This is a genomic window from Micromonospora vulcania, from assembly GCF_042658605.1.
Classification (GTDB): Bacteria; Actinomycetota; Actinomycetes; order Mycobacteriales; family Micromonosporaceae; genus Micromonospora; species Micromonospora vulcania.
Map to the genome: position 1 here is coordinate 114,048 of NZ_JBHSQS010000007.1, position 20,817 is coordinate 134,864.

At 73.9% G+C, this 20,817-nt stretch carries 21 protein-coding genes; 18 read left to right on the top strand and 3 right to left on the bottom strand.

Features of this window, described 5'->3' with window-relative positions:
- Nucleotides 1-78: 78 nt before the first annotated feature.
- The 7 genes from ACFQGL_RS13630 (at nt 79) to ACFQGL_RS13660 (ending at nt 5,804) form a co-directional block, all read left to right on the top strand.
- The gene (locus tag ACFQGL_RS13630) at nt 79-1,062 is read left to right on the top strand and encodes a zinc-dependent alcohol dehydrogenase (RefSeq protein WP_377510949.1); all 984 of its coding nucleotides are present in this window, start codon (nt 79-81) and stop codon (nt 1,060-1,062) included.
- 2 nt (nt 1,063-1,064) lie between these two features.
- A complete protein-coding gene (locus ACFQGL_RS13635; protein WP_377510952.1) occupies nt 1,065-1,463 on the top strand; it encodes a 6-pyruvoyl trahydropterin synthase family protein in 399 nt (132 codons plus the stop codon).
- Nucleotides 1,463-2,542, top strand: coding sequence for a glycosyltransferase family 4 protein (locus ACFQGL_RS13640; protein ID WP_377511640.1), 1,080 nt, complete (start codon nt 1,463-1,465; stop codon nt 2,540-2,542). Before ACFQGL_RS13635 ends, ACFQGL_RS13640 begins: the two co-directional genes overlap by 1 nt.
- Nucleotides 2,539-3,363, top strand: coding sequence for a methyltransferase domain-containing protein (locus tag ACFQGL_RS13645; RefSeq protein ID WP_377510955.1), 825 nt, complete (start codon nt 2,539-2,541; stop codon nt 3,361-3,363). The genes ACFQGL_RS13640 and ACFQGL_RS13645 overlap by 4 nt, the downstream gene beginning before the upstream one ends.
- A gap of 63 nt (nt 3,364-3,426) precedes the next feature.
- A complete protein-coding gene (locus ACFQGL_RS13650) occupies nt 3,427-4,365 on the top strand; it encodes a lysylphosphatidylglycerol synthase transmembrane domain-containing protein (RefSeq protein WP_377510958.1) in 939 nt (312 codons plus the stop codon).
- 57 nt (nt 4,366-4,422) lie between these two features.
- Nucleotides 4,423-5,079, top strand: coding sequence for a GTP cyclohydrolase II (locus ACFQGL_RS13655; RefSeq protein WP_377510961.1), 657 nt, complete (start codon nt 4,423-4,425; stop codon nt 5,077-5,079).
- Nucleotides 5,076-5,804, top strand: coding sequence for a RibD family protein (locus tag ACFQGL_RS13660; RefSeq protein WP_377510964.1), 729 nt, complete (start codon nt 5,076-5,078; stop codon nt 5,802-5,804). The genes ACFQGL_RS13655 and ACFQGL_RS13660 overlap by 4 nt, the downstream gene beginning before the upstream one ends.
- Nucleotides 5,805-6,006: 202 nt before the next feature.
- On the opposite strand, the gene ACFQGL_RS13665 is transcribed toward ACFQGL_RS13660, so the two are convergent.
- Nucleotides 6,007-6,249: a hypothetical protein gene (locus tag ACFQGL_RS13665; protein WP_377510967.1), complete on the bottom strand. Its 243-nt coding sequence runs from the start codon at nt 6,247-6,249 to the stop codon at nt 6,007-6,009.
- A 69-nt stretch (nt 6,250-6,318) separates the two neighbouring features.
- Here ACFQGL_RS13665 and ACFQGL_RS13670 point away from each other — a divergent pair, with 69 nt between their 5' ends.
- The 5 genes from ACFQGL_RS13670 (at nt 6,319) to ACFQGL_RS13690 (ending at nt 12,467) form a co-directional block, all read left to right on the top strand.
- On the top strand, nt 6,319-6,921 hold the full coding sequence (locus ACFQGL_RS13670; RefSeq protein ID WP_377510970.1) for a hypothetical protein: 603 nt from the start codon (nt 6,319-6,321) through the stop codon (nt 6,919-6,921).
- Nucleotides 6,922-6,930: 9 nt separating this feature from the next.
- On the top strand, nt 6,931-7,470 hold the full coding sequence (locus ACFQGL_RS13675; RefSeq protein ID WP_377510973.1) for a GNAT family N-acetyltransferase: 540 nt from the start codon (nt 6,931-6,933) through the stop codon (nt 7,468-7,470).
- A gap of 487 nt (nt 7,471-7,957) precedes the next feature.
- Complete coding sequence (locus ACFQGL_RS13680; RefSeq protein WP_377510976.1) at nt 7,958-8,584, top strand: helix-hairpin-helix domain-containing protein; 627 nt, start codon at nt 7,958-7,960, stop codon at nt 8,582-8,584.
- A complete protein-coding gene (locus ACFQGL_RS13685) occupies nt 8,584-9,648 on the top strand; it encodes an OmpA family protein (protein ID WP_377510979.1) in 1,065 nt (354 codons plus the stop codon). The genes ACFQGL_RS13680 and ACFQGL_RS13685 overlap by 1 nt, the downstream gene beginning before the upstream one ends.
- Before the next feature lie 71 nt (nt 9,649-9,719).
- Nucleotides 9,720-12,467: an Hsp70 family protein gene (locus ACFQGL_RS13690; protein WP_377510982.1), complete on the top strand. Its 2,748-nt coding sequence runs from the start codon at nt 9,720-9,722 to the stop codon at nt 12,465-12,467.
- A gap of 17 nt (nt 12,468-12,484) precedes the next feature.
- Here ACFQGL_RS13690 and ACFQGL_RS13695 read toward each other — a convergent pair whose 3' ends face one another.
- Nucleotides 12,485-12,916, bottom strand: coding sequence for a Rieske (2Fe-2S) protein (locus ACFQGL_RS13695; protein WP_377510985.1), 432 nt, complete (start codon nt 12,914-12,916; stop codon nt 12,485-12,487).
- Between the two features lie 126 nt (nt 12,917-13,042).
- Nucleotides 13,043-13,681: a hypothetical protein gene (locus ACFQGL_RS13700; RefSeq protein WP_377510988.1), complete on the bottom strand. Its 639-nt coding sequence runs from the start codon at nt 13,679-13,681 to the stop codon at nt 13,043-13,045.
- 160 nt (nt 13,682-13,841) lie between these two features.
- On the opposite strand from ACFQGL_RS13700, the gene ACFQGL_RS13705 reads away from it, so the two are divergent.
- From ACFQGL_RS13705 to ACFQGL_RS13730, 6 genes are read left to right on the top strand one after another with little or no spacing between them, the layout of a single operon-like run.
- On the top strand, nt 13,842-15,122 hold the full coding sequence (locus ACFQGL_RS13705; RefSeq protein ID WP_377510991.1) for an efflux RND transporter periplasmic adaptor subunit: 1,281 nt from the start codon (nt 13,842-13,844) through the stop codon (nt 15,120-15,122).
- Nucleotides 15,123-15,180: 58 nt separating this feature from the next.
- Nucleotides 15,181-15,945, top strand: coding sequence for a response regulator transcription factor (locus ACFQGL_RS13710; RefSeq protein WP_377510994.1), 765 nt, complete (start codon nt 15,181-15,183; stop codon nt 15,943-15,945).
- A gap of 5 nt (nt 15,946-15,950) precedes the next feature.
- Nucleotides 15,951-17,573 (top strand): sensor histidine kinase, encoded by a 1,623-nt coding sequence (locus tag ACFQGL_RS13715; protein WP_377510997.1) that lies wholly within the window; start codon nt 15,951-15,953, stop codon nt 17,571-17,573.
- A 46-nt stretch (nt 17,574-17,619) separates the two neighbouring features.
- A complete protein-coding gene (locus ACFQGL_RS13720) occupies nt 17,620-18,873 on the top strand; it encodes an efflux RND transporter periplasmic adaptor subunit (protein WP_377511000.1) in 1,254 nt (417 codons plus the stop codon).
- Entirely contained in the window at nt 18,873-19,610 is a 738-nt protein-coding gene (locus tag ACFQGL_RS13725; protein ID WP_377511002.1) for an ABC transporter ATP-binding protein, read from the top strand. The genes ACFQGL_RS13720 and ACFQGL_RS13725 overlap by 1 nt, the downstream gene beginning before the upstream one ends.
- Entirely contained in the window at nt 19,607-20,800 is a 1,194-nt protein-coding gene (locus tag ACFQGL_RS13730) for an ABC transporter permease (protein ID WP_377511005.1), read from the top strand. Before ACFQGL_RS13725 ends, ACFQGL_RS13730 begins: the two co-directional genes overlap by 4 nt.
- Nucleotides 20,801-20,817: the final 17 nt, after the last annotated feature.

Consider the following 20,817-nt stretch of genomic DNA (forward strand, 5'->3'; position numbering starts at 1 on the left):
TATGATCGACGACCCCGACAGGAAATACGCGAAATGTGGCCGTTCGGTTCGGCCGGAGCAGAGGTGAGGTGCGCGACAGTGATCCGCGAGGCGTACGCCTGCTGGGTGCGCGAGCCCGGCGCGGCGGAGATCCGGCCGGTGTCACTGCCGGTCCCGGGCCCGGACGAGGTGCTGGTCCGGGCGCGCTACTCCGGGGTGAGCCGGGGCACCGAGACCCTGGTCTTCGCCGGCCGGGTACCCGCCGACCAGCACGCCGCGATGCGTGCGCCGTTCCAGGAGGGTGACTTTCCGGGTCCGGTGAAGTACGGCTACCTCAGCGTCGGCGTGGTCGAGCAGGGTCCGCCGGAGCTGCTCGGGCGCACGGTGTTCTGCCTGCACCCGCACCAGAGCGCGTACGTGGTGCCGGCCACCGCCGTGGTGCCGGTGCCGGACGGGGTGCCGCCCGCCCGAGCCGTGCTCGCCGGCACGGTGGAGACAGCGGTCAACGCGCTGTGGGACGCCGCGCCACTGGTCGGCGACCGGGTCAGTGTGGTGGGCGCCGGCATGGTGGGATGCTGCGTCGCCGCGCTGCTCGCCCGCTTCCCCGGCGTACACGTCGAGTTGGTCGACACCGACGCGCGCCGCGCGGGGGTGGCCGGCGCCCTCGGTGTCGGGTTCGCCCGCCCGCAGGACGCGGCCGGCGACCGGGACCTCGTGGTGCACGCCAGCGCCACCGCGGCCGGGCTGCAACGCGCGCTGGACCTGCTCGCCCCGGAGGGCACGGTGGTCGAGCTGAGCTGGTACGGCGACCGTCCGGTGCAGGTGTCACTGGGTGGCGCGTTCCATTCTGGCCGGTTGACCATCCGCAGCAGCCAGGTCGGCATGGTCTCGCCCGCCCGGCGCGGCCGGCGCAGCTACACCGACCGGCTGGCGCTCGCCCTGGACCTGCTCGACGATCCCGCCTTCGACGCGCTGATCACCGGCGCGTCCCGGTTCGCGGAGCTGCCCGACGTGCTCGCCCGACTGACCGCGGGCGACCTGCCCGCGCTCTGCCACCTCATCACCTACGACGACGGAGAGTGACCGTGTTCAGCGTGACCGTTCGGGACCACATGATGATCGCCCACAGTTTCCGGGGCGAGGTGTTCGGCCCGGCCCAGCGTCTGCACGGCGCGACCTTCGTGGTGGACGCGTCGTTCCGCCGGGCGGACCTGGATGCCGACGGCATCGTCGTCGACATCGGCCTGGCCACCGAGCAACTGCGGGCCGTGCTCGGCGAGCTGACCTACCGCAACCTCGACGACGAGGCCGCGTTCGCCGGGGTGAACACCACCACCGAGGTGCTGGCCCGTACGGTCGCCGACCGGCTCGTCGAGCGGGTGCACGCCGGCGAGTTGGGCGCCGGGGCGCGGGAGCTGGCCGGCATCACCGTCACCCTGCACGAGTCGCACGTGGCCTGGGCCAGCTACGAGCGGTCGCTGTGATCGAGGCGGGCCGGGCGGTGTCGGCCGAGCGGCCCGGCGCGACCGGTCGCGTGGTGCACGTCGTCCTGCCCGGGGACATCGACGATCCGGCCACCCCCAGCGGCGGCAACACCTACGACCGGCGGATCTGCCGCGGGCTCGGCGAAGCGGGCTGGTCGGTGTACGAGCACGCGGTCCCCGGGTCCTGGCCAGACCCCGAACCGGCCTCCCGGGCGGCGCTGGCCCGGCTGCTCGCTGCCGCGCCGAACGACGCCGTGATGCTGCTCGACGGCCTGATCGCCTCGACCGTCCCGGATCTGCTGGCCCCACACGCCCGGCGGCTGCGCCTGGTCGTCCTGGTACACCTGCCGCTGGACGACGAGGCCGAGAGTCGGGCGCTGGCCAGCGCCCGGGCCGTCATCACCACCAGCGAGTGGACCCGCCGTCGACTGCTGGCCCGCCACCCGCTGCCCACCCAGCGGGTCCGGGCCGCGCCCCCCGGGGTGCTGCCCGCGCCGTCGGCGTCCGGCTCGGCCGCCGGCGCGCGGCTGCTCTGCGTCGCGGCGGTCACCCGCCACAAGGGACACGACGTGCTCGTCGACGCGTTGTCCAGGCTGGCCGAGCTGCCCTGGACGCTGGTCTGCGCCGGCACCCTGAGCCGGGAACCCGAGCTGGTGCACCGGCTGCGGGGGCAACTCGCCGCCGCGGGCCTCGCCGACCGGGTCCGGCTGGCCGGCCCGTTGACCGGCGCGGCGCTGGACGACGCGTACGCCGCCGCCGACCTGCTGGTGCTGCCGTCGCGGGGCGAGACGTACGGCATGGTGGTCACCGAGGCGCTGGCCCGCGGCCTGCCGGTGCTCGGCACCGACGTCGGCGGCCTGCCGGAGGCGCTCGGCCACGCCCCCGACGGTGCGCGGCCCGGGCTGCTGGTCCCGGTGGACGACCCGGCCGCTCTGGCCGGCGCGCTGACCCGCTGGCTGCGAGACGCGGACCTGCGTGCCCGGCTGCGGCTCGCCGCCCACGCCCGACGGGACGCCCTGACCGGCTGGCCGGTGACCACCGCGCTGCTGGCCGCCGTACTGGAGGAGGTGGCGGCATGACCGTCGAGGAGACCCTGTCGTTCGCCGACTGGCTGCGGCTGCGCGAACCCGCCGACGCGGCGGCCCGCGCCGAGGACCTGCTGGACGCGGTACGTCCCCGGCTGACCGGCGACGCCCCGACGGTGATCCACGACCTGGGCAGCGGCACCGGTTCGATGAGCCGCTGGATGGCGGCACGGCTGCCCGGCCCGCAGCACTGGGTGCTGCACGACCGGGACGCCGACCTGCTGGACCGGGCCGCCGAGGCGATGATCGGGGTGACCGCCGCCGACGGCGCACCGGTCACGGTGCGTACCCGCCAGGGCGACCTCACCCGGCTGACCACCGCCGATCTGGCCGACGGCGCGCTGGTCACCGCGTCGGCGTTGCTGGACATGCTGACCGGCGAGGAGGTCGAGCGGGTGGTCGCCGCCTGCGCCGACGCCGGCGTTCCCACCCTGTTCGCGATCTCGGTGACCGGGCGGGTCCACCTCACCCCGGCCGACCCACTGGACCCGGCGATCGAGGCCGCGTTCAACGACCACCAACGCCGTACCGTCGACGGCCGGGGTCTGCTCGGCCCGGACGCCGTCGCCGCCACCGCCGCCGCGTTCGCCCGGCGGGGTGTTTCCGTGCGGGAACGTCCCAGCCCGTGGCGGCTCGGCCCGGAGCAGGCCGAACTGGCCGCCGAATGGTTCCGGGGCTGGCTCGGGGCGGCCTGTGAGCAGCGGCCGGACCTGGCCGGCCCGGCCCAGGCGTACGCCCGCCGTCGACTGGCCGACGCTGCGGCCGGCCGACTCGCCGTGGTGGTCGAGCACCGGGACCTGCTCGCCGGCATTTGAACCTCTCGCCCTCCCGGTACGTGCACTAGGGCAGGTGGACGATCTCCAGGGAGGACGGCGCCGATGTTCTGGGCCTGGGCACGAGCGGTCGGCGGGGCGGGTCTGCTCGCTGTCCTGCTGTGGCAGGTGGGCAGCGGCCCGTTCCTGGCCGGCGTACGTCTGATCGACGCGCCCGCGCTGGCGGCGGCGCTGTTCATCGGCGTACTCACGACGGTCTGCGCGGCGTGGCGGTGGAGTCTGGTCGCCGGCGGCCTGGGCGTGCGACTGCCGATGGCGACCGCGGTCGCGCACTGCTACCGGGCGGTGTTCCTCAACGCCACCCTGCCCGGCGGGGTGCTCGGCGACGTACACCGGGCGGTACGCCACGGCCGGGACGCCGGCGACCTCGGCCGGGGCATCCGCGCGGTCGACTGGGAGCGCACCGCCGGCCAGGTGGTCCAGGTGGCCGTCGCCCTGGTCGTGCTGGCCGCCTTCCCGTCCCCGGTGCGGCCGTACCTGCCCATCGCCGCCGTGCTGCTGACCGCCGCCGGCCTGGCCGGGCTGCTGCTGGCACGGGTCCTGCCGTACGCCGGTCGCTCGCGGTGGGCGCGGGCGCTGCGCACCGCGGTGGCGGACGTGCGTGCGGGGCTGCTGGCCCGGCGGACCTGGTTCGGTGTACTGCTCGCCTCCGCCGTGATGGTCGCCGGTCACCTGGCCACCTTCCTGGTGGCGGCGCGTACCGCCGGCTCGGACGCCCCGCTGTCCCGGCTCCTGCCGCTGACCCTGCTGGCGCTGCTCGCCATGGGGTTGCCCCTGAACATCGCCGGCTTCGGCCCACGCGAGGGGGTGGCCGCCTGGGCGTTCGGCGCGGCCGGTCTCAGCGCCGCCGAGGGCGTCGCAACCGCCACCGTCTACGGAGCACTGGTGCTGGTGGCCAGCCTGCCCGGCGCCGCGGTGCTGCTCGCCCGGCGGACCCGGATTCCCACCCCGGGTCGGGAAGCCGCATCGACCGGCGACTGTTGATCGATGGTGAGACGGTACGCGCCGCCACACGATGGTGGCGCCGCACAAAGGAGTCCCATGCCCGAAGCACTGCCGGTCGCCACGGTCCGCACACAGGTCACGGTTCCGCTGACGTTTCCCGACGGGTACGACACGACCGCTCGGGTGTTCTCGTTCAAGGGCCTGGTGGACGGTCGGGAACACCTCGCCCTCGGCCTCGGCGACTGGGCGGGTGCGCTGGATCGACTGGCCGCCCGAGGTGAACCCCCGCTGGTCCGCCCGCACAGCGAGTGCCTGACCGGCGACGTGTTCGGCAGCCAGCGCTGCGACTGCGGGCCGCAGTTGCGCGAGGCGGTGCAGCGGATCGCCGAGGTCGGCGGGTTCCTTCTCTACCTGCGCCAGGAGGGTCGCGGCATCGGCCTGTACGCCAAGCTCGACGCGTACGCCCTGCAGGACGCCGGTTTGGACACCTACCAGGCCAACCTCGCGCTCGGCCGAGGTGAGGACGAGCGGGACTACACCGTCGCCGCGCAGATGCTGGCGACGCTGGGCGTGCCGCGGATCCGGCTGCTCAGCAGCAACCCGGACAAGTCCGAACAGCTGACCCGGTTGGGCGTGGACGTCGCCGAGCGGGTCCCCACCGGCGTCTTCCTCTCCGCGGCCAACGCCGACTACCTCGCGGCGAAGGCGGCCAAGGCTGCTTCGTCCGCCGCCGACCTGCCGGTCAGCCCGTGAGTGCCGGGCCGGCGCCGGAGCGGCCGTACGTGCTGCTGAGCTGCGCCACCTCGATCGACGGGTACATCGACGACGCCTCGGACCAGCGGCTGCTGCTGTCCAACGCGGACGACCTGGACCGGGTCGACGCCGTGCGGGCCAGTTGCGACGCCATCCTGGTCGGCGCGAGCACAATACGACACGACGATCCCCGGCTGCTGGTGCGCTCGGCGCAGCGCCGGGCCGAGCGGTTGGCGTGCGGACGACCCGCCTCACCCATCAAGGTCACCCTGACCACCCGGGGGGACCTCGACCCGAGCGCCCGGTTCTTCACCGCCGGTGAGCCGAGCCGGGGCGGTGCGCCAGGCCGGCTCGTCTACTGCGCCTCGGGCTCGCTGGAGAAGGCCCGCGAGCGGGTCGGCCGACTGGCCACGGTGGTCGACGCGGGGGAGCAGGTCGACCCCGGCTGGCTACTGGGTGACCTGGCCGCCCGGGGCGTACGGCGACTGATGGTGGAGGGCGGCGCAACGGTGCACGCCCAGTTCCTCAACGCCGGCCTCGCCGACGAATTGCACCTGGTAATCGCCCCGTTCTTCGTGGGCGACGCCCGCGCGCCCCGGTTCGCAAGCGAGGGCGCGTACCCCTGGAACCCCGGCCACCGAGCCAAACTGGCCGAGGTACGCCAGATCGGCGACGTGGTCCTCCTCCGCTACGCCCTCTCCACCCGCTGCCCCGAAGTCCCCTGACCCCTACCCCGAGCGCTCGGGCGGTTGGGCAGCGGGCGGGGGCGGTGTCGGCAGTGAGCGGTATGACTCAGAGGCATATTTATACCTCTGAGTCATATCGCTCTCACCCATTAGCGGTTCCATGCGCCGGGGTGCGTCGGCGTCGGGCTGGCGGTCTGGTCCCACCGCCACCATCCGGCCACCTCCATTGAACCGGGGGCGCTCATCGGGCACCGTTCAGATTTGCACGAATCGCCGCCACCAGTACCCGCGCCTCGAAGCACCAGCCCCGCGCGCAATCACCCTCAGCGCTGCACAAGTGGCCATGCATCAGCACCATCCCACCACTGACGCCGGGGTAAACGGCCACTGCCCACACCAGCTCGTCGCGCGCAGTCGGGTTGGGGCGGATCTCGTTGGCAAGCAGGAGGAGACGGGTGCCGCGGGGCACGTCCAGCTCGATCATGTTCGACGCCCTCGCAGGTAGTGGCGGCTGAGGCTTTTCGCCAGCTAGTACCGCCAGCCCGCCGAGGTCGTGAGGGACAAGCTGCTCGGTGACCTCACCGTCCTGCAACACCAGATCGCCGTCGACACAGGTGCCCGCCGCCTTCAACTACTGCGCGCGGCCGGTTGCCTGTCCGTGATCGTCGCGCTCGGTCTGGTCGCTTCAGGACAGGCAACAATGGCTCGGCGCTGGTGGCGGACCGCGCAGCGGGCTGCCGACGAATCCGGTGATCTGGACGCGCCGGTATTGGTACGAGCGTGGGACGTCGTTAACGGCTGCTACGACGGCCGCTCCCCGACCGAGGTGGTGGCGTTGTCGGATCAGGTGCTGCCACTGCTGCATGGGCAGGCCACCTCGGCGACCTGCGGGCTGCTGGCCGGGCGGGCACAGGTCTTGTCCCTCGCCGGCCGGCACGCGGAGGCGATTGCGACGGTGCGGCAACTTTCTGACCTCGTCCGGGGCGGACACATCCCCGACGGGCTCAGGCTGGCAGCGGACCTGCTGGACGGCCTACCGGTGGACCAGCACAACACGCTGCTGCGGTCCGTCGCCCGTCAGGTAGCGGACCTGGTGCCCGAAGCTGAACGGCGCCGTTCCGTTTATGGCGAGATCGTGGAGCGGCTCGCCGCCTAGCATCCGGGGGTGCTCGTCACCTACACGGTCCACAACGGCACCACAGCCGCGCCGCTGTTCTCTCCACTCATCGAGCTGTACTCGAACGTCTACGCGGAACCCCCATACGAGGAAGGGCCGGAGCAGGTGGAACGGTTTGCCCGCGGTCTGCCGGCTGAGGCGACCCGGCCCGGGTTCACCCTCGTCGCGGCGCAGGACGGCGGCTCACTGATCGGGGTCGCGTATGGCTGGACGATGTCCGTAGGCGGTTGGTGGTCGCGCGCCGACCAGGAACCACCCGGCCACGTGCTCGTCGCGGAGAAGTTCGCCGTGATGGAGTGGATCGTCGCTCCCGACCGGCGTGGCGAAGGTATCGGCTCCAGACTGTTGCGGCGGCTGCTCGACGGGCGGTCCGAGCGGTACGCCACCCTGGCATCCGATCCCCGGGCCGCTGCGCGTCGGATGTACGAGCGGGCCGGGTGGCGGCAGGTCGCACGGTCGGCGCTGCCGGACGGGACGCCCATGGACCTGCTGCTAATCGATTTGCCGGCGGCGTCAGTTCAAGGCTGAGGCGGGGCTCTGGTTCTGCCGCCGATCGTGCTTTTGGTGGCGTTCCGGATCGGGAGGCCGCCACCCGTGATCGATAAGAACTCGTTGCCGGTAATACTGCCGCCCGAGGCGTTTTCCGGAGAGCTTCCATGCATGTTCTCTGAGTGGCGAAGCCGTCGGGAGTCATGGACATTTGACCGTCCGGTCCTGATCGCGACGTGCTGGACGTTGGTCGCCCTCTGGAGTATCTGACCTGGGTGGATGGGTGGGCAGCCGGTGCCTCGTGTGCGCGCAGGAACGCGTTGGTGACGATTGGATAGTCACTTCACAAGGTGACTCGAATATCACGCAATGAAGCCTTGCCGGTGCGCAAACATTCGAGACGAAATTGTGATTTCATCCGGACTCCCGACGCTACCTCAAACACCGTTGTCCACATAGGATCAAGGGCGGCCTGTGCGCAGGCATTCGGTAATGCATCCTTGTACGCTCACTTTGGAGGCCTCACGTGGCCTGGTTTATCAACCAGTCGTTTCTCATTATCCTGGCAGCGTTTCTGTTGGGGTTGCTCGTTGGTTGGCTCGTGTGGGGAAACCGGAAATCCTCGCCGCCCTCGACCGGCGACGCGTCTGCCGACCTGCTGGTCGCGGATGAGGACGTGGTGGCGCCGACCAGGCACTCCGAAGCGGTCCTCGCACACCGGGTGACCGCCGCGCGTGACGCCCGAACGATCGAAAGCGACCAGGAAACCCGACCGGTCGTCGTGGACGACGGGGCGAGAGCGGTCGAGGCCCGCGGTCCGCAACCGACCCCCGAAGGCCCCGCTGCGTCGGTCGAACCCGTCGTCGCGGAGGTCGTACCCGCCGAGAGCCGCGACGACGAACTGGAACGCATCGAGGGCATCGGGCCGAAGATGGCGAACGCCCTACGAGCGGCCGGCATCCGGAGCTTCCGTCAGCTCGCCGAGGCCGATGACAGCACGCGGCGCGCGGCCATCGAGGCGGCCGGTCTCACCTTCGCTCCCAGCCTCGTCACGTGGGGTCGCCAGGCACAACTGCTCGCCGACGGCGACGAAACCGGGTTCGCCGAACTCACCGAGCTGCTGGTGGCCGGCCGGGACACGGGGCGGGCCTGATGTCGAACAAGCTGAACAAGCTGAACAAGACCAAGAAGCCGAACACGTCGACCGGCAAGCGACGTTCGCTGGTCGGGCTGATCGTGGCCGTGCTTGGTCTGACCGTCCTGATGGCGGCGCAGCAGATCCCGAACCGGCACCGGATGGAGGCCGATCTGACCCAGCGTTCGACGCAGGCGCTGCAGTCGGCGGGTCTCTCCGATGTGCAGGTCACCTTCACCGGCCGCGATGGACGGCTCACCGCCGGCTCGTCCGCCGAGGCCGATCGGGCCCTGGACGTCGTCCGGCCTTTGGAGGGCGTACGCGACGCCGAGGCGCAGGTGCCTGCGGTGGTGCAGGCCGCTGTGCCCGTACTCCCGTCGGCCCTGGTGGCGATGGGCCACGGCACGGCTTCGGTCAGTGGCACCGTGCCCACCGACGGTTCTCGCGCCGCGCTGGTCGCCGCGGCGGGCGCCCTTGGTGCGGAGAGCGTCGAGGACCGCCTCACCGTCGATGCCGGCGTGACCGACACCGCGCTCACCGGCCTGGCGGACGTGCTGCGGGCCTTCGGTCGCGACTCGGACGGTACGACCGTGCAACTCGACGGCGGCGCGCTGACCCTGACCGGTCGGGTCTCATCCGAGGCGCACCACGACGCGGTGCTGGCGGCGGCACGCGCAACCGGTGCGAGGGTGGTCGACCAGATCGAGGTGCCGGACGTTCAGCGGCAGCTGCGGGACCTGCCGCAGCTCACCTTCGCCTCCGGCGGCGACGCACTGACCTCCACCTCCGAGGCGAGTCTCGTCGAGGTGGCCCAGCTGCTCAAAGCCAACCCGAGCACCCACCTTCGCATCGAGGGTCACACCGACGCCACCGGTCCGGCCGAGTCGAACCTCATCCTGAGCCGTGCTCGGGCCGAGGCGGTGCACGCCTTCCTGGCCGGCCAGGGCATCACCGCCGATCGGTTGAGCGCCAACGGGTACGGGGAGACGCGTCTCAAGGTCCCCGACACCACGGCGGCCAACCGGGCCGTGAACCGACGGGTGGAGCTGATCGCCAGCAGCGCCACATCCCTGACCGAGTGATCAGCGGGGAGGTGCCGGCTGCGTACGATGCGGGGCTGAGTTCCCCTCGTCGCGGCGGAGGTATCGGGCACATGGCAGGCCAGCACGAGGGGTTCGCCCTCGGCGTCGACCTCGGTACGTCCAACACGGTCGCCGTGCTGCGCTGGCCGGACGGGCGGACCCGTCCGCTGCTGGTGGACGGTCAGCCGGTCAGCCCGTCGGCGGTGTACGCCGACCCGGACGGCCGGCTGCACGTCGGCTGGGACGCGCGGCGGCTGGCGCAGGCCGACCCGGCCCGGTTCGAGGCGAACCCGAAGCGTCGGGTCGACGAGCCGGCCGTACTGCTCGGTGACCGCTCGTACCCGCCAGCGGAGCTGCTCGCCGCGGTGCTGGCGGCGGTCGCGCGAGCCGCGGTCGGCGCGGTCGGCTTCCTGCCGCCGGCCGTGCTCACCTGCCCGGCGGCCTGGGACGGGACGCGGCGTCAGGTGCTCGCCGACGCGCTGTTGCGGGCCGGCTGGCCGCAGGCGGCCGAGCACACCCTCGCCGGGCCGACTCCGCCGGGCACCCGGTTGCTGCGTGAGCCGGTGGCCGCCGCCCGCTACTACACCCAGGTGCTGCACCGGCCGGTGCCGGTCGGCGGCTCGATCGCCGTGTTCGACTTCGGCGGCGGGACGCTCGATGTGGCGGTGCTGCGCAACGAGGGTGCCGATCCGTGGGGTGACTCCGGCTTCAGCGTGGTCGCCGACGGTGGCCTGCCCGACCTCGGCGGGTTGGACCTCGACGCGGCGTTGGTGCAGCGGGTCGGCGAGCTGGTCGGCGATCGGCACGCCGCCCAGTGGGCCCGTCTGATCCGGCCGTCTGATCCGGCACAGCGCCGCGATCAGGTCCGGCTGTGGGACGAGGTCCGGGGCGCCAAGGAGACGCTGTCCCGGTCCACGGTGGCTCCCGTCGCCGTACCCGGGGTTGCCGATGCGGTGCAACTGACCCGGGCGGACGTGGAGCGGGTGGCCACGCCACTGCTGCGCCGCGCGGTGGACCGGGCCCGGGAGGTGATCGCCGCCGCCGGGCTCAGCCCCGACCAGCTCGCCGGACTGTTCCTGGTCGGTGGCTCGTCGCGAATCCCGCTGGTGGCCCGGATGCTGCACGCCGAGCTGGGAGTGGCACCGACGGTGCTGGACCAGCCGGAGCTGCCGGTGGCCGAGGGCGCGTTGACCGATCTGCCGCTGCACCGCCCGGTATCCGCGCCCGCCTACGCCGGACCGGCCATCGCCCCGGCGCACGCACCCGCGCCGCCGGTGTCGACCCTGCCGGCCGGACCGCCGGTGTCGACCCCGCCGGCCGGACCGCCGCCCGCGCTGCCCGCGCCGACCCCGCCGGCCGGACCGCCGCCCGCGCTGCCCGCGCCCGGCCCGCCGGGCGTACCGTCCACCCTGGTCGGCGGGTCCGGCACCACCGCGCCGCCGACGCCCGTCCCACCCGGCGGTACGCGGTGGCGGCGGGCCCGCTGGGTGGTGCTCGCCGCCGTGCTCGCCCTGGCCGGGGTCGCCACCGCCGGCACGCTCTATCTCACCCGCGACCGCTACCCGGACCTGGAGTTCGCGCTGAGCGGGCCGACCCGGGTGAAGGCCGGCGCCGAGCGGCCGACCGACACGTTCACGGCGGTCCTCGGCGACCGGGCCTACCTCGGTTACCCGCTGCCGGACGACCGGCTCGAGGTGGTGGCCGTCGACTCCGGCACCGGCGACGAATTGTGGCGCAAACAGACCGGCGTCACCGCCGACAGCTGGACGGGGCTGGTCGCCGTCCCGGGGGCGGTCGCGGTCCTCGCCGACGCGCCGGGCGACAGCACGCCGCGAGCGCTGGCCGTGCTCGACGGGCAGTCGGGCACGCAGCGCTGGAACCGGGCCATCCACGGTGACGACGACGTCTACTTCGCCGACGACACGGCGGTGCTGGTGGACCGTACCGCCGGGCGGCTGGTCGGCCTGAAGCTGAGCAACGGCAACGAGGCGTGGAACAAGTCCAACCCCCGCGATCAGTACGGCGGTAGCCGTACCGTCGTCCGGCCGGTGGGCAGCGCCGAGGCGGCCGGCGGGCCGGCCTTCCTCGACGGCACGCCGCGCGACCCGTGGGCGGCGAAGGGGCGGCGGCTGGTGCAGGTCGGCGCGGACCGGTCGGTCCGGCTGATCGACATGGCCTCCGGCGACCTGGTACGTCAGTGGGGCAACGTCGCCGACCTGGACGACCTGGTGGTGGCGCACGAGGACCGGCTCTTCGTGGCCAACAGCGACGGCGGGTACCAACTGCTGGCGTACGACCTGGGGTCCGGCGCGGAGCCCCGCGTCCTCTACCGGGCAGCGGACGACCAGCACCGGCCGAAGGAGCTGGTGGCCTGCGGCAAGCAGCGAGTATGCCTACTGGACGTGCCGAACGGCGAGGCCGCCCGTACCGAGGTGGTGGCGGTGACCGAGGGCGAGGCGGCGATCCACTGGCCGGCGCCCGGCGTGACCGACCTGGTTCCGCTCAGCGAGCAGTTGCTCGCGCAGCGGGACTATCCGGAACCGAAGGTCACCCTCTTCGACGCCGCCGGCAAGCCGGTGCTGCGCGACCGGGACGGCGTGGCGGTCCGGCTGGACGAGGGCAACCTGCTGGTCTTCGCCGAGCAGACCAGCACGGTGCCGGGCGACCGGAGCGTGGCCGGCGTGTGGGCCGAGTCGGGGAAGGTCGACGAACTGGGCCAGCTCCAGGACATCCGCAGCGCGTCCTGCTCCTGGAACACGCGGGTGCTGGCCTGCGGGGCGGACAAGGACTTCGTGCTGTACCGCCTGTCCGAGGACTGACCCGAGGGGCCGCCCGGTCAGGCTCGGATGATGTCCGTGCCGTCGATCCGGACCGGGACCTCGGTCAGGCCCTTCGGGGCGGGCCCGCCCAGGCGGGTGCCGTCGGCGACTGCGAAGGTGGAGCCGTGCGCGGGGCAGGTGATCACCCCGTCGCGCGGTGCGCCGACGCGTACGCCCTGGTGGGGGCAGGTCGCGTCGTACGCCTTGAAGGTGCCGGCCTCGGGCTGGACGACGAGTACGCCGTTGGCCACCGTGCCACCGCCGACCGGGACGTCGGCGGTGCGGGCCAGCACGGTGCCGGCCGTGGCGACCGCCCCGCCCGCCGGGGTGCCGGTGGCGCCGCAGGCGCTCAGCAGTCCGACCGCCCCGACCGCGCCGACTCCGGTCAGCAGGGCGCGTCGGCTCAGGCACCAGCGGTCGTCGCGGAGGAACTCCTGCCCGTCGTACATCCTGGTCACCTCTCCGTCGGGCGTCGGCGCATCCGGACGGGTCCGGTGGCTCGCCGGATCAGCCTGCCGCACCTGGCTGGACGCGCGATGCGACCGAGCTGAACGTTGGCTGGACGCCAACCTCCGTCACGAAGAGGGTCGGGGGGAGGGGCTGAGCACCGCGCAGGCGGTCAGCGCCTCCTTGGTCTTCGGGTCGCCGCTGTCCGGGTGGTCCGGGTCCAGACCGCGGTTGCTCAGGCAGGTGCGGTACGCGGTGGCCCGTCCGTCGCCCGACCCGCCCGGTCGGGTCCCCGGCGCACCGGACGCGTCCGGGCCTCCGAAGCCGCCCGGCCGGCCACTGGGCCGCACCGACGCGCACGCCTGCTGCGCCTTCTCCCAGGTCTGCTCGTCGACCCCGGCCGGCCGGCCGCCCCCCGGGAAACCCCGCCCCGCGCCGCGCGACGGGTCGGCGCTACCCGACGGTCGGGTGGTCGGAAAGCCGGACGGCCGGGCGGTGGGAAAGCCGGACGGTCGGGCGGTCGGGAAGCCGGACGGGCGGGCGGTGCCGCGCGCGCCGCCGGGGAACCGGGACGGGTCCATGGTCGGCAGCGCCACACCGTTGTCCCGCAGGCAGTCCTGGTACGCGGCGAACGCGTTCCCCGCCCCACCCGCGTCGCTCGGCGCGGCACTGTCGTCCGACCCGCCGCCGCAGGCCGCCAGCAGCAGCACGGCCGAGGCGGCAGTGGTCAGTACGGCCGCCAGGCGGCGTCTTTGCGTCAACGGCACGGGTACTCCTCAAGCCTGCTCCGGGACCTGCTCAGCGAACCGGTCGTACCTCGTCGGCGGCTCGGACCCGGCTCGGAGTTCCCTCGGAGCGCCCGGTTCCGAGCCAACTCTGAGGTGGGGTCGAGCCGCCGACGAGGCGCGGTGCGCAGACTGCCCGACCATGGGGATCGGCCTGAAGCGACGCTGGCGTACCCGGCGGGCCCGATGGTGGGCGGCCGGCGCCGTCGGCGTGCTGCTGCTCGGTGGGGCTGGCGTGTACGCCTGGTCCGCCGACGCCGCGGACGCGCCGGCCCGGCCGGTGACGGTGGCCGTCGACCGGGGGCAGGTCGTGGTCGAGGTGGCCACCTCGGGCACCGTTGCGCCGGCCACGACCCGCAGCCTCGGCTTCACCGTCGCGGGCACCGTGCAGACGGTCGACGTCCGGCCGGGCAGCGTGGTGAAGGTGGGCCAGCGGCTCGCCTCGGTCGCCGACGCCGACGCCGCCGGTGCGGCGGACGCCGTCCAGGACGCCGAGGACGACCTCGACGAGGCCCGGGACGCGCTGACCAAGGCCCGGGAATCCAGCGACGACCCGGCGGCGAGCTGCCCGACCGGCACCGGGGTGCGGCCGGTGGCGTGGCGTTGGCCGCAGCCCACCGGCACGCCCGGCGCGACGCCGACGACCGCCACGCCCACCGCCAGCGCCAGCCCGACGTCCCGACCTACCGCGAGCTCCGCCCCGCCGACCCGCACGCCTGGCCGTCCCGCGCCGAGTGCCACCGGCGCACCCCGGACGCCGGGCGCTCCGGGGCCGAGCGGCGCGGGCTGCGCCGGCGGAGCCGCCACCCGGGGTACGGACCAGATCCTGACCGCCCAGCGCCGGGTCAACCAGGCCGAGGCGACCCTCACCGAGGCGCGCGAGGCGTTCGCGGGCACCACGATCACCGCGCCGATGGCCGGCACCGTGCTCAGCGTCGCGGGACCGGTGGGCAGCCAGGTCGCCCGCGGGGCCACCTTCATCACGCTGGCCGACACGTACGCCATGCAGGTGTCGGCGAAGTTCCCGGAGGCCGACGCCGGGGCGCTCGCGGTCGGGCAGAGCGCGACGCTGGCCCTGGCCGACCGGCCGGAGCAGACGTTCGCGGCGACCGTGGTGCAGGTCGACCCGGTCGGTGCCGTCGACGGCACGATGGTCCGCTACGGCGTGGTGCTGTCGTTCACCACCGCACCGGAGAACCTGCTCGTCGGGCAGAGCGCCGCGGTGACGGTCCGGACCGGTGCCGTGCCGGACGCGCTGCGGGTGCCGTCCACCGCCGTGCACGACGGCGCGGACCGTACCGGCACCGTGCAGCCGGCCGACGGCGGGCCGGCCCGCGTCGTCACGATCGGGCTGCGCGGTGGCCAGTACACCGAGATCACCTCCGGCCTCGCGCCCGGTGAGCTGGTGCTGCGCTCCTGGTGACAGCCGGCGCACAGGTTCGGCACAGTCAGCGTGGAGGATGGCCCGGTACGCAGTTCGGGTGCACACCGACATCCTCCGGCCGCCCACGGCCGGCCCCACGCCGACCGCCGACGGCGCACCCGCTCACGCCCGCCTGCTGGTGGTCGACGACGAGCCGAACATTTCCACCCTGCTGGCCGCCACCCTGCGGCTGGTCGCGTACGACGTGCGGGTGGCCGGGTCCGGGCGGGCCGCGCTGACCGCCGTGCAGGAGTTCGACCCGGACCTGGTCATCCTGGACGTGATGCTGCCCGACCTGGACGGCTTCGAGGTGGCCCGCCGACTGCGGGCCGCCGGGCGGCCGGTGCCGGTGCTGTTCCTCACCGCCCGGGACACCGTGGAGGACCGGGTCGCCGGCCTGGTGGCGGGTGCGGACGACTACGTGGCCAAGCCGTTCAGCCTGGAGGAGGTGGTGCTGCGGATCCGGGCCATCCTGCGGCGTACCCGATCGGAGCTGCCGCCGCCTCCGGACACCCGGCTGCTGCGCTACGCCGACCTGGAGTTGGACGACGACGCCCACGAGGTACGCCGGGGCGGTCGACCGGTCGACCTGTCGCCCACCGAGTTCCGGCTGCTGCGCTACCTGCTGGTCAACGCGGGTCGGGTGGTGAGCAAGGCGCAGATCCTGGACCGGGTCTGGAACTACGACTTCGGTGGCGACGGGCGGATCGTCGAGTCGTACGTCTACTACCTGCGGCGCAAGGTGGACCGGTCCGGTCCGCCGCTGATCCACACGGTGCGTGGGGTCGGCTACACGCTGCGGCTGCCGCGCGGCGACGAGTGAGCCGGTTGCCCCGGCCGCGTCCGTGGCCGCACTGGACGCTGCGGTCCCGGCTGGTCCTGGTCGTCGGGGCGCTCGCCACGCTGGCCCTGATCGGGGCGAACACCGCCGGTCTGCTGTTGCTGCGCAGCTATCTGGTGGACCGGGTCGACGAACAGCTCGCCGGTCAGGTCCGCCCGTTCACCGGCGGGCCCCGCCCCGGCCTGGCACCCGCCAGCGCCAACCCCTCGGCCGTGCCGACTCCGGCGCCAACCCCGCCGGCCCCGGCGGGGCCCTGGCCGGGCAGCGGCCCGCCCGGCCGGCTCGCCCGGCTCGGGCCGGACCAGCTGTTCCTGTACTACCGGGCCGACGGCACCCGCGACGCCGAGCACAGCAGCACCCCCAGCGCGGCGGCACCCGACCCGGGCTCGCTGGCCGAGGTGACCGCCCGCGCCCGCGCCGGTCGGCCGTACACCGTCCCCGGCGGCGACGGGGGCGCGGACTGGCGGCTGTACGCCGTGCCGGCGGGCGGGACCGGCGCGGTCGTGGTGGTCGGCGCCTCGCTGGCCGAGGCGAGCCAGACCGCCGATCGGCTGCTGCTCATCGACGTCGCGGTCACCGGCGGGGTGCTGCTCGGCCTCGGCCTGCTGGCCGCCTCGGTGGTGCGGCTCGGGCTGCGCCCGCTGACCCGGATGGAGCGGGTGGTCGCCGGCATCACCGGCGGTGACCTGGCCCACCGGGTGGACGACACCGACCCGCACACCGAGCCGGGGCGACTGGGTGCCGCGGTGAACCTGATGCTGGACCGGATCGGCACCGAGATGAGCGCCCGTGCGGCCTCGGAGCGCCGGCTGCGGCAGTTCGTCGCGGACGCCTCGCACGAGCTACGGACGCCGCTCACGTCGATCCGCGGCTTCGCCGAGCTGTACCGGCGCGGCGGCGCCCCGGCCGGCCCCGCGCTGGACGAGACGATGGGCCGGATCGAGAGCGAGGCCGCCCGGATGGGCGTGCTGGTGGAGGACCTGTTGTTGCTCGCCCGACTGGACCGGCAGCGTACGCCCACGCTGCGTCCGGTGGACCTGCTGGAGATCGTCGCGGACACCATCCGCGACGCGCACGCGCGTACGCCCGGTCGGCCGGTGCGGCTCAGCACGCTCGCCGAGCACGACCCGACCTTCGAGACGCCGACCGTGCTCGGCGACGAGCATCGGCTGCGCCAGGTCGCCGCGAACCTGGTCGGGAACGCGGTGCAGCACACCGGGCCGACGACCCGGGTGACCGTACGGGTCGGTCGGCTGGCCACCCCGTCGGCCGGGCCGCTGGTCCGCTCCGGGCCGGTGCCCGCGTCTGCCCCCGACGGGTACGCGGTGCTGGAGGTGCACGACGACGGGCCGGGCGTACCCGCCGAGCACGCCGGTCGGGTCTTCGAACGGCTGTACCGGGCCGACCCGAGCCGGGGCCGGGGCGGCGGCGGTGGTTCCGGGCTCGGGTTGTCGATCGCCGCGTCGATCGTGCACGCGCACGGCGGCTGGATCGAGTTGGAGACTGCGGCCGGCGCGGGGACGACGTTCCGGGTGCTGCTGCCCGCCGTACCCCCGGAGACGCCTGCGCCGCGCGACGACCCGGCGGCATCGATTCCGAGCCAGCTCTGAGCTTGCGTCGAAGATCCTCCCAGGCGTGCCGGCGAGGCTGACCGGCATGCGAGTGCGCCTGCCGGCCGTCCTGCGCCGGCCTCCCGTCGCGGTCAACGCCGCCCTGGTCCTGCTGCTGGCCGGCGGCGGCGCCTGGGCCTGGCTGTCGGTACGCGGGGACTCGGCGGAGGCCGGCCGGCCCACCGGCACCCGGACCGTCAGCGTGTCCCGGGGGACGGTGACCGCCACCGTCACGGCCGACGGCTCGGTACGCAGCGCCTCGACGGCCAGCGCCAGCTTCGCCACGGCCGGCACCGTCACCGCGATTCCGGTGCGGGTCGGCGACCTGGTGAAGAAGGGCCAACTGCTGGCCACCGTCGACCCGGCCGCCGCGCAGCGTGACCTCGATATGGCGAAGGCGAACCTGACCGCCGCGCGGGACGCGCTGGACCGCGCCGAGGAGGGCGATTCGGACACCTCGTCGGCGGAGAATTCGGTGACCCAGGCCGAGCTGGCGGTGGACGAGGCACAGGCCGGGGTGACCGGCACCCGACTGACCGCGCCGATGGCCGGCACGGTGGTCGCGGTCAACGGCACCGTCGGCAGTTCCGCCAGCGGGTCCGCCGGCAACGGCTCCTCCGGCGGCTCGACCGGAGGCTCCTCCGGCGGTTCCTCGGGCGGGCAGCAGAGCGGCAGCGGCTCGACCGGCTCCGGCTCCGGGTCCACCGGTGGGTTCGTCGAGCTGGCCGACCTGACGAAGCTCCAGGTCACCGCCGGCTTCGCCGAGGCGGACGCGACCCGGCTCAAGGATGGTCAGGCCGCCACCATCACCTGGAACGCGTTGCAGGGCGCGCAGGCCGCCGGCGCGGTGGTCGCGGTCGATCCGCAGGCCAGCACCACCAACAACGTCGTCACGTACGTCGTCACGGTCAGCGTGGCCAAGCTGCCGACCGGCGCGAAGCCCGGCCAGACCGTGCGGGTCAGTGTGGTCACCGGTACCGCCAAGGACGTGCTGCTGGTCAACTCGGCGGCGGTCACCGGCACCGGCGACCGGCACACCGTCACGGTGGTCACCGAGACCGGGCAGGAGAGCCGGCGGGTCACCGTGGGTCTCGCCGGCGACCAGGCGTACGAGGTCACCGAGGGGCTGACCGAGGGGGAGCGGGTGGTCCTGCCCCAGAGCAGCGGCACGGGCAGCACCGGGGGCGGTCTCCCCGGCGGGGGCGGCCTGTCGGGCGGCGGTGGCCTTCCAGGTGGTGGCTTCCCCGGCGGTGGCGGCTTCTCCGGTGGCGGTGCCCGAGGCGGGAACGGCACCCGCTGATGACCACGGGGAACGCGGCACGTCGACCGGTCCTGGACGTCCGCGCGTTGACCAAGGTGTACGGCGAGGGTCCCGCCGCGGTGCACGCCCTGCGCGGGGTCTCGCTCGCCGTCGCCGCCGGCGACTACGTGGCGATCATGGGCTCCTCCGGCTCGGGCAAGTCGACACTGATGAACATCCTCGGCTGTCTCGACGTGCCGTCGGACGGGCAGTACCTGCTGGACGGGGTGGACGTGGGTCGGCTCGCCGACCGCCAGCTCGCCCTGGTCCGCAACCGGCTCATCGGCTTCGTCTTCCAGGCGTTCAACCTGATCCCGCGGACCACCGCGCTGGCCAATGTGGAGCTGCCACTGGCGTACGCCGGGGTGCGGGCGGGCCAGCGGCGGCGGCGGGCGCTCGCCGCGCTGGACGCCGTGGGGCTGGCCGACCGCGCCGACCACCAGCCCAACCAGCTCTCCGGCGGCCAGCAGCAGCGGGTCGCGGTGGCCCGGGCGCTGGTCACCGAGCCGGCGCTGGTGCTCGCCGACGAGCCGACCGGCAACCTGGACAGCCGCTCGACCGAGGACATCCTGGCCGTCTTCGACCAGCTCAACGCGCAGGGCCGGACCATCGTCCTGATCACCCACGAACCGGAGGTGGGTGCCCGGGCCGGGCGCCTCATCAGGCTGCTCGACGGGCAGGTCCGCTCCGACGTCCGGCAGGGCGGGCGGCACGCGGCGGCGGGGGTGGGGCGATGAACCTCGCCGAGACCGTCCGGTTCGCGCTGCGCGGCGTCGCCGCCAACAAGCTCCGCTCGGCGCTGACCATGCTGGGCATCCTGATCGGTGTCGCCGCGGTGATCCTGCTGGTCGCGGTCGGCAACGGCTCCGCCCAGGCGATCACCGACCGGATCGAGGCCCTGGGCACCAACACGCTGACGGTGACCGGCACCAACCGGGGTGGTGGCGGTGGCGGGCTGACCCTCCAGGTGGCCGACGCGCTCGCCGACCCGGTGCTCGCGCCCGACGTACGGTCGGTCTCCCCGCTCGCCACCACCAGCGCCACCCTGACCGTCGACGGCACCGACCACGAGGTGCCGCAGTTCGTCGGCACCCGACCGAGCTGGTTCACCGCGGCCAACTCGCCGGTGGCCAGCGGTGCCGCGTTCAGCGCCGACGACGAGGCGCAGGGTCGCCGGGTGGTGGTGCTCGGCCGGACGGTGGCCGACGAGCTGTTCGCCGGGGTGGACCCGGTGGGCCGGCAGGTCACCGTCGGCGGTGCGCTGTTCACCGTGGTCGGGGTGCTGGCGGCCAGGTCCTCCACCGGTTTCCAGGACGCCAACGACACCGCCATCGCCCCACTGCGGGCGGTACGCGAGGTGCTCACCGGGTACGGGCCGCTCAGCTCGATCCTGGTGGAGGCGACCGACCCGGACCGGGTGTCAGCCGCGCAGGGACAGATCTCCACCGTGCTCGCCCAGCGCCTGCCGGCGTCCACCTCGGGCAGCACCCCGTACCGGATCCAGAACGCCGCGCAGCTGCTGCAGACCCAGTCCGAGACGGCCGACACGTTCACCGTGCTGCTGGGCGCGGTGGCCGCGATCAGCCTGTTGGTCGGCGGCATCGGCATCACCAACATCATGCTGGTCACGGTGACCGAGCGGACCAGGGAGATCGGCATCCGCAAGGCGCTCGGCGCCCGCCGCCGTACGGTGCTGACCCAGTTCCTGGTGGAGGCGACCCTGCTGAGCCTGCTCGGAGGGGCGCTCGGGGTGGCGACGGCGCTGATCGGTGCCCGGTTCACCATCGTCGGCGTCCACCCGGTGATCGTGCCCAGCTCGGTGGGGCTGGCCCTGGGCGTCTCGGTCGCGATCGGCCTGTTCTTCGGCGGCCTGCCCGCGGCCCGAGCGGCCCGGCTGCGCCCCATCGACGCCCTGCGCTACGAGTAGGCCGACATGCGAGGACA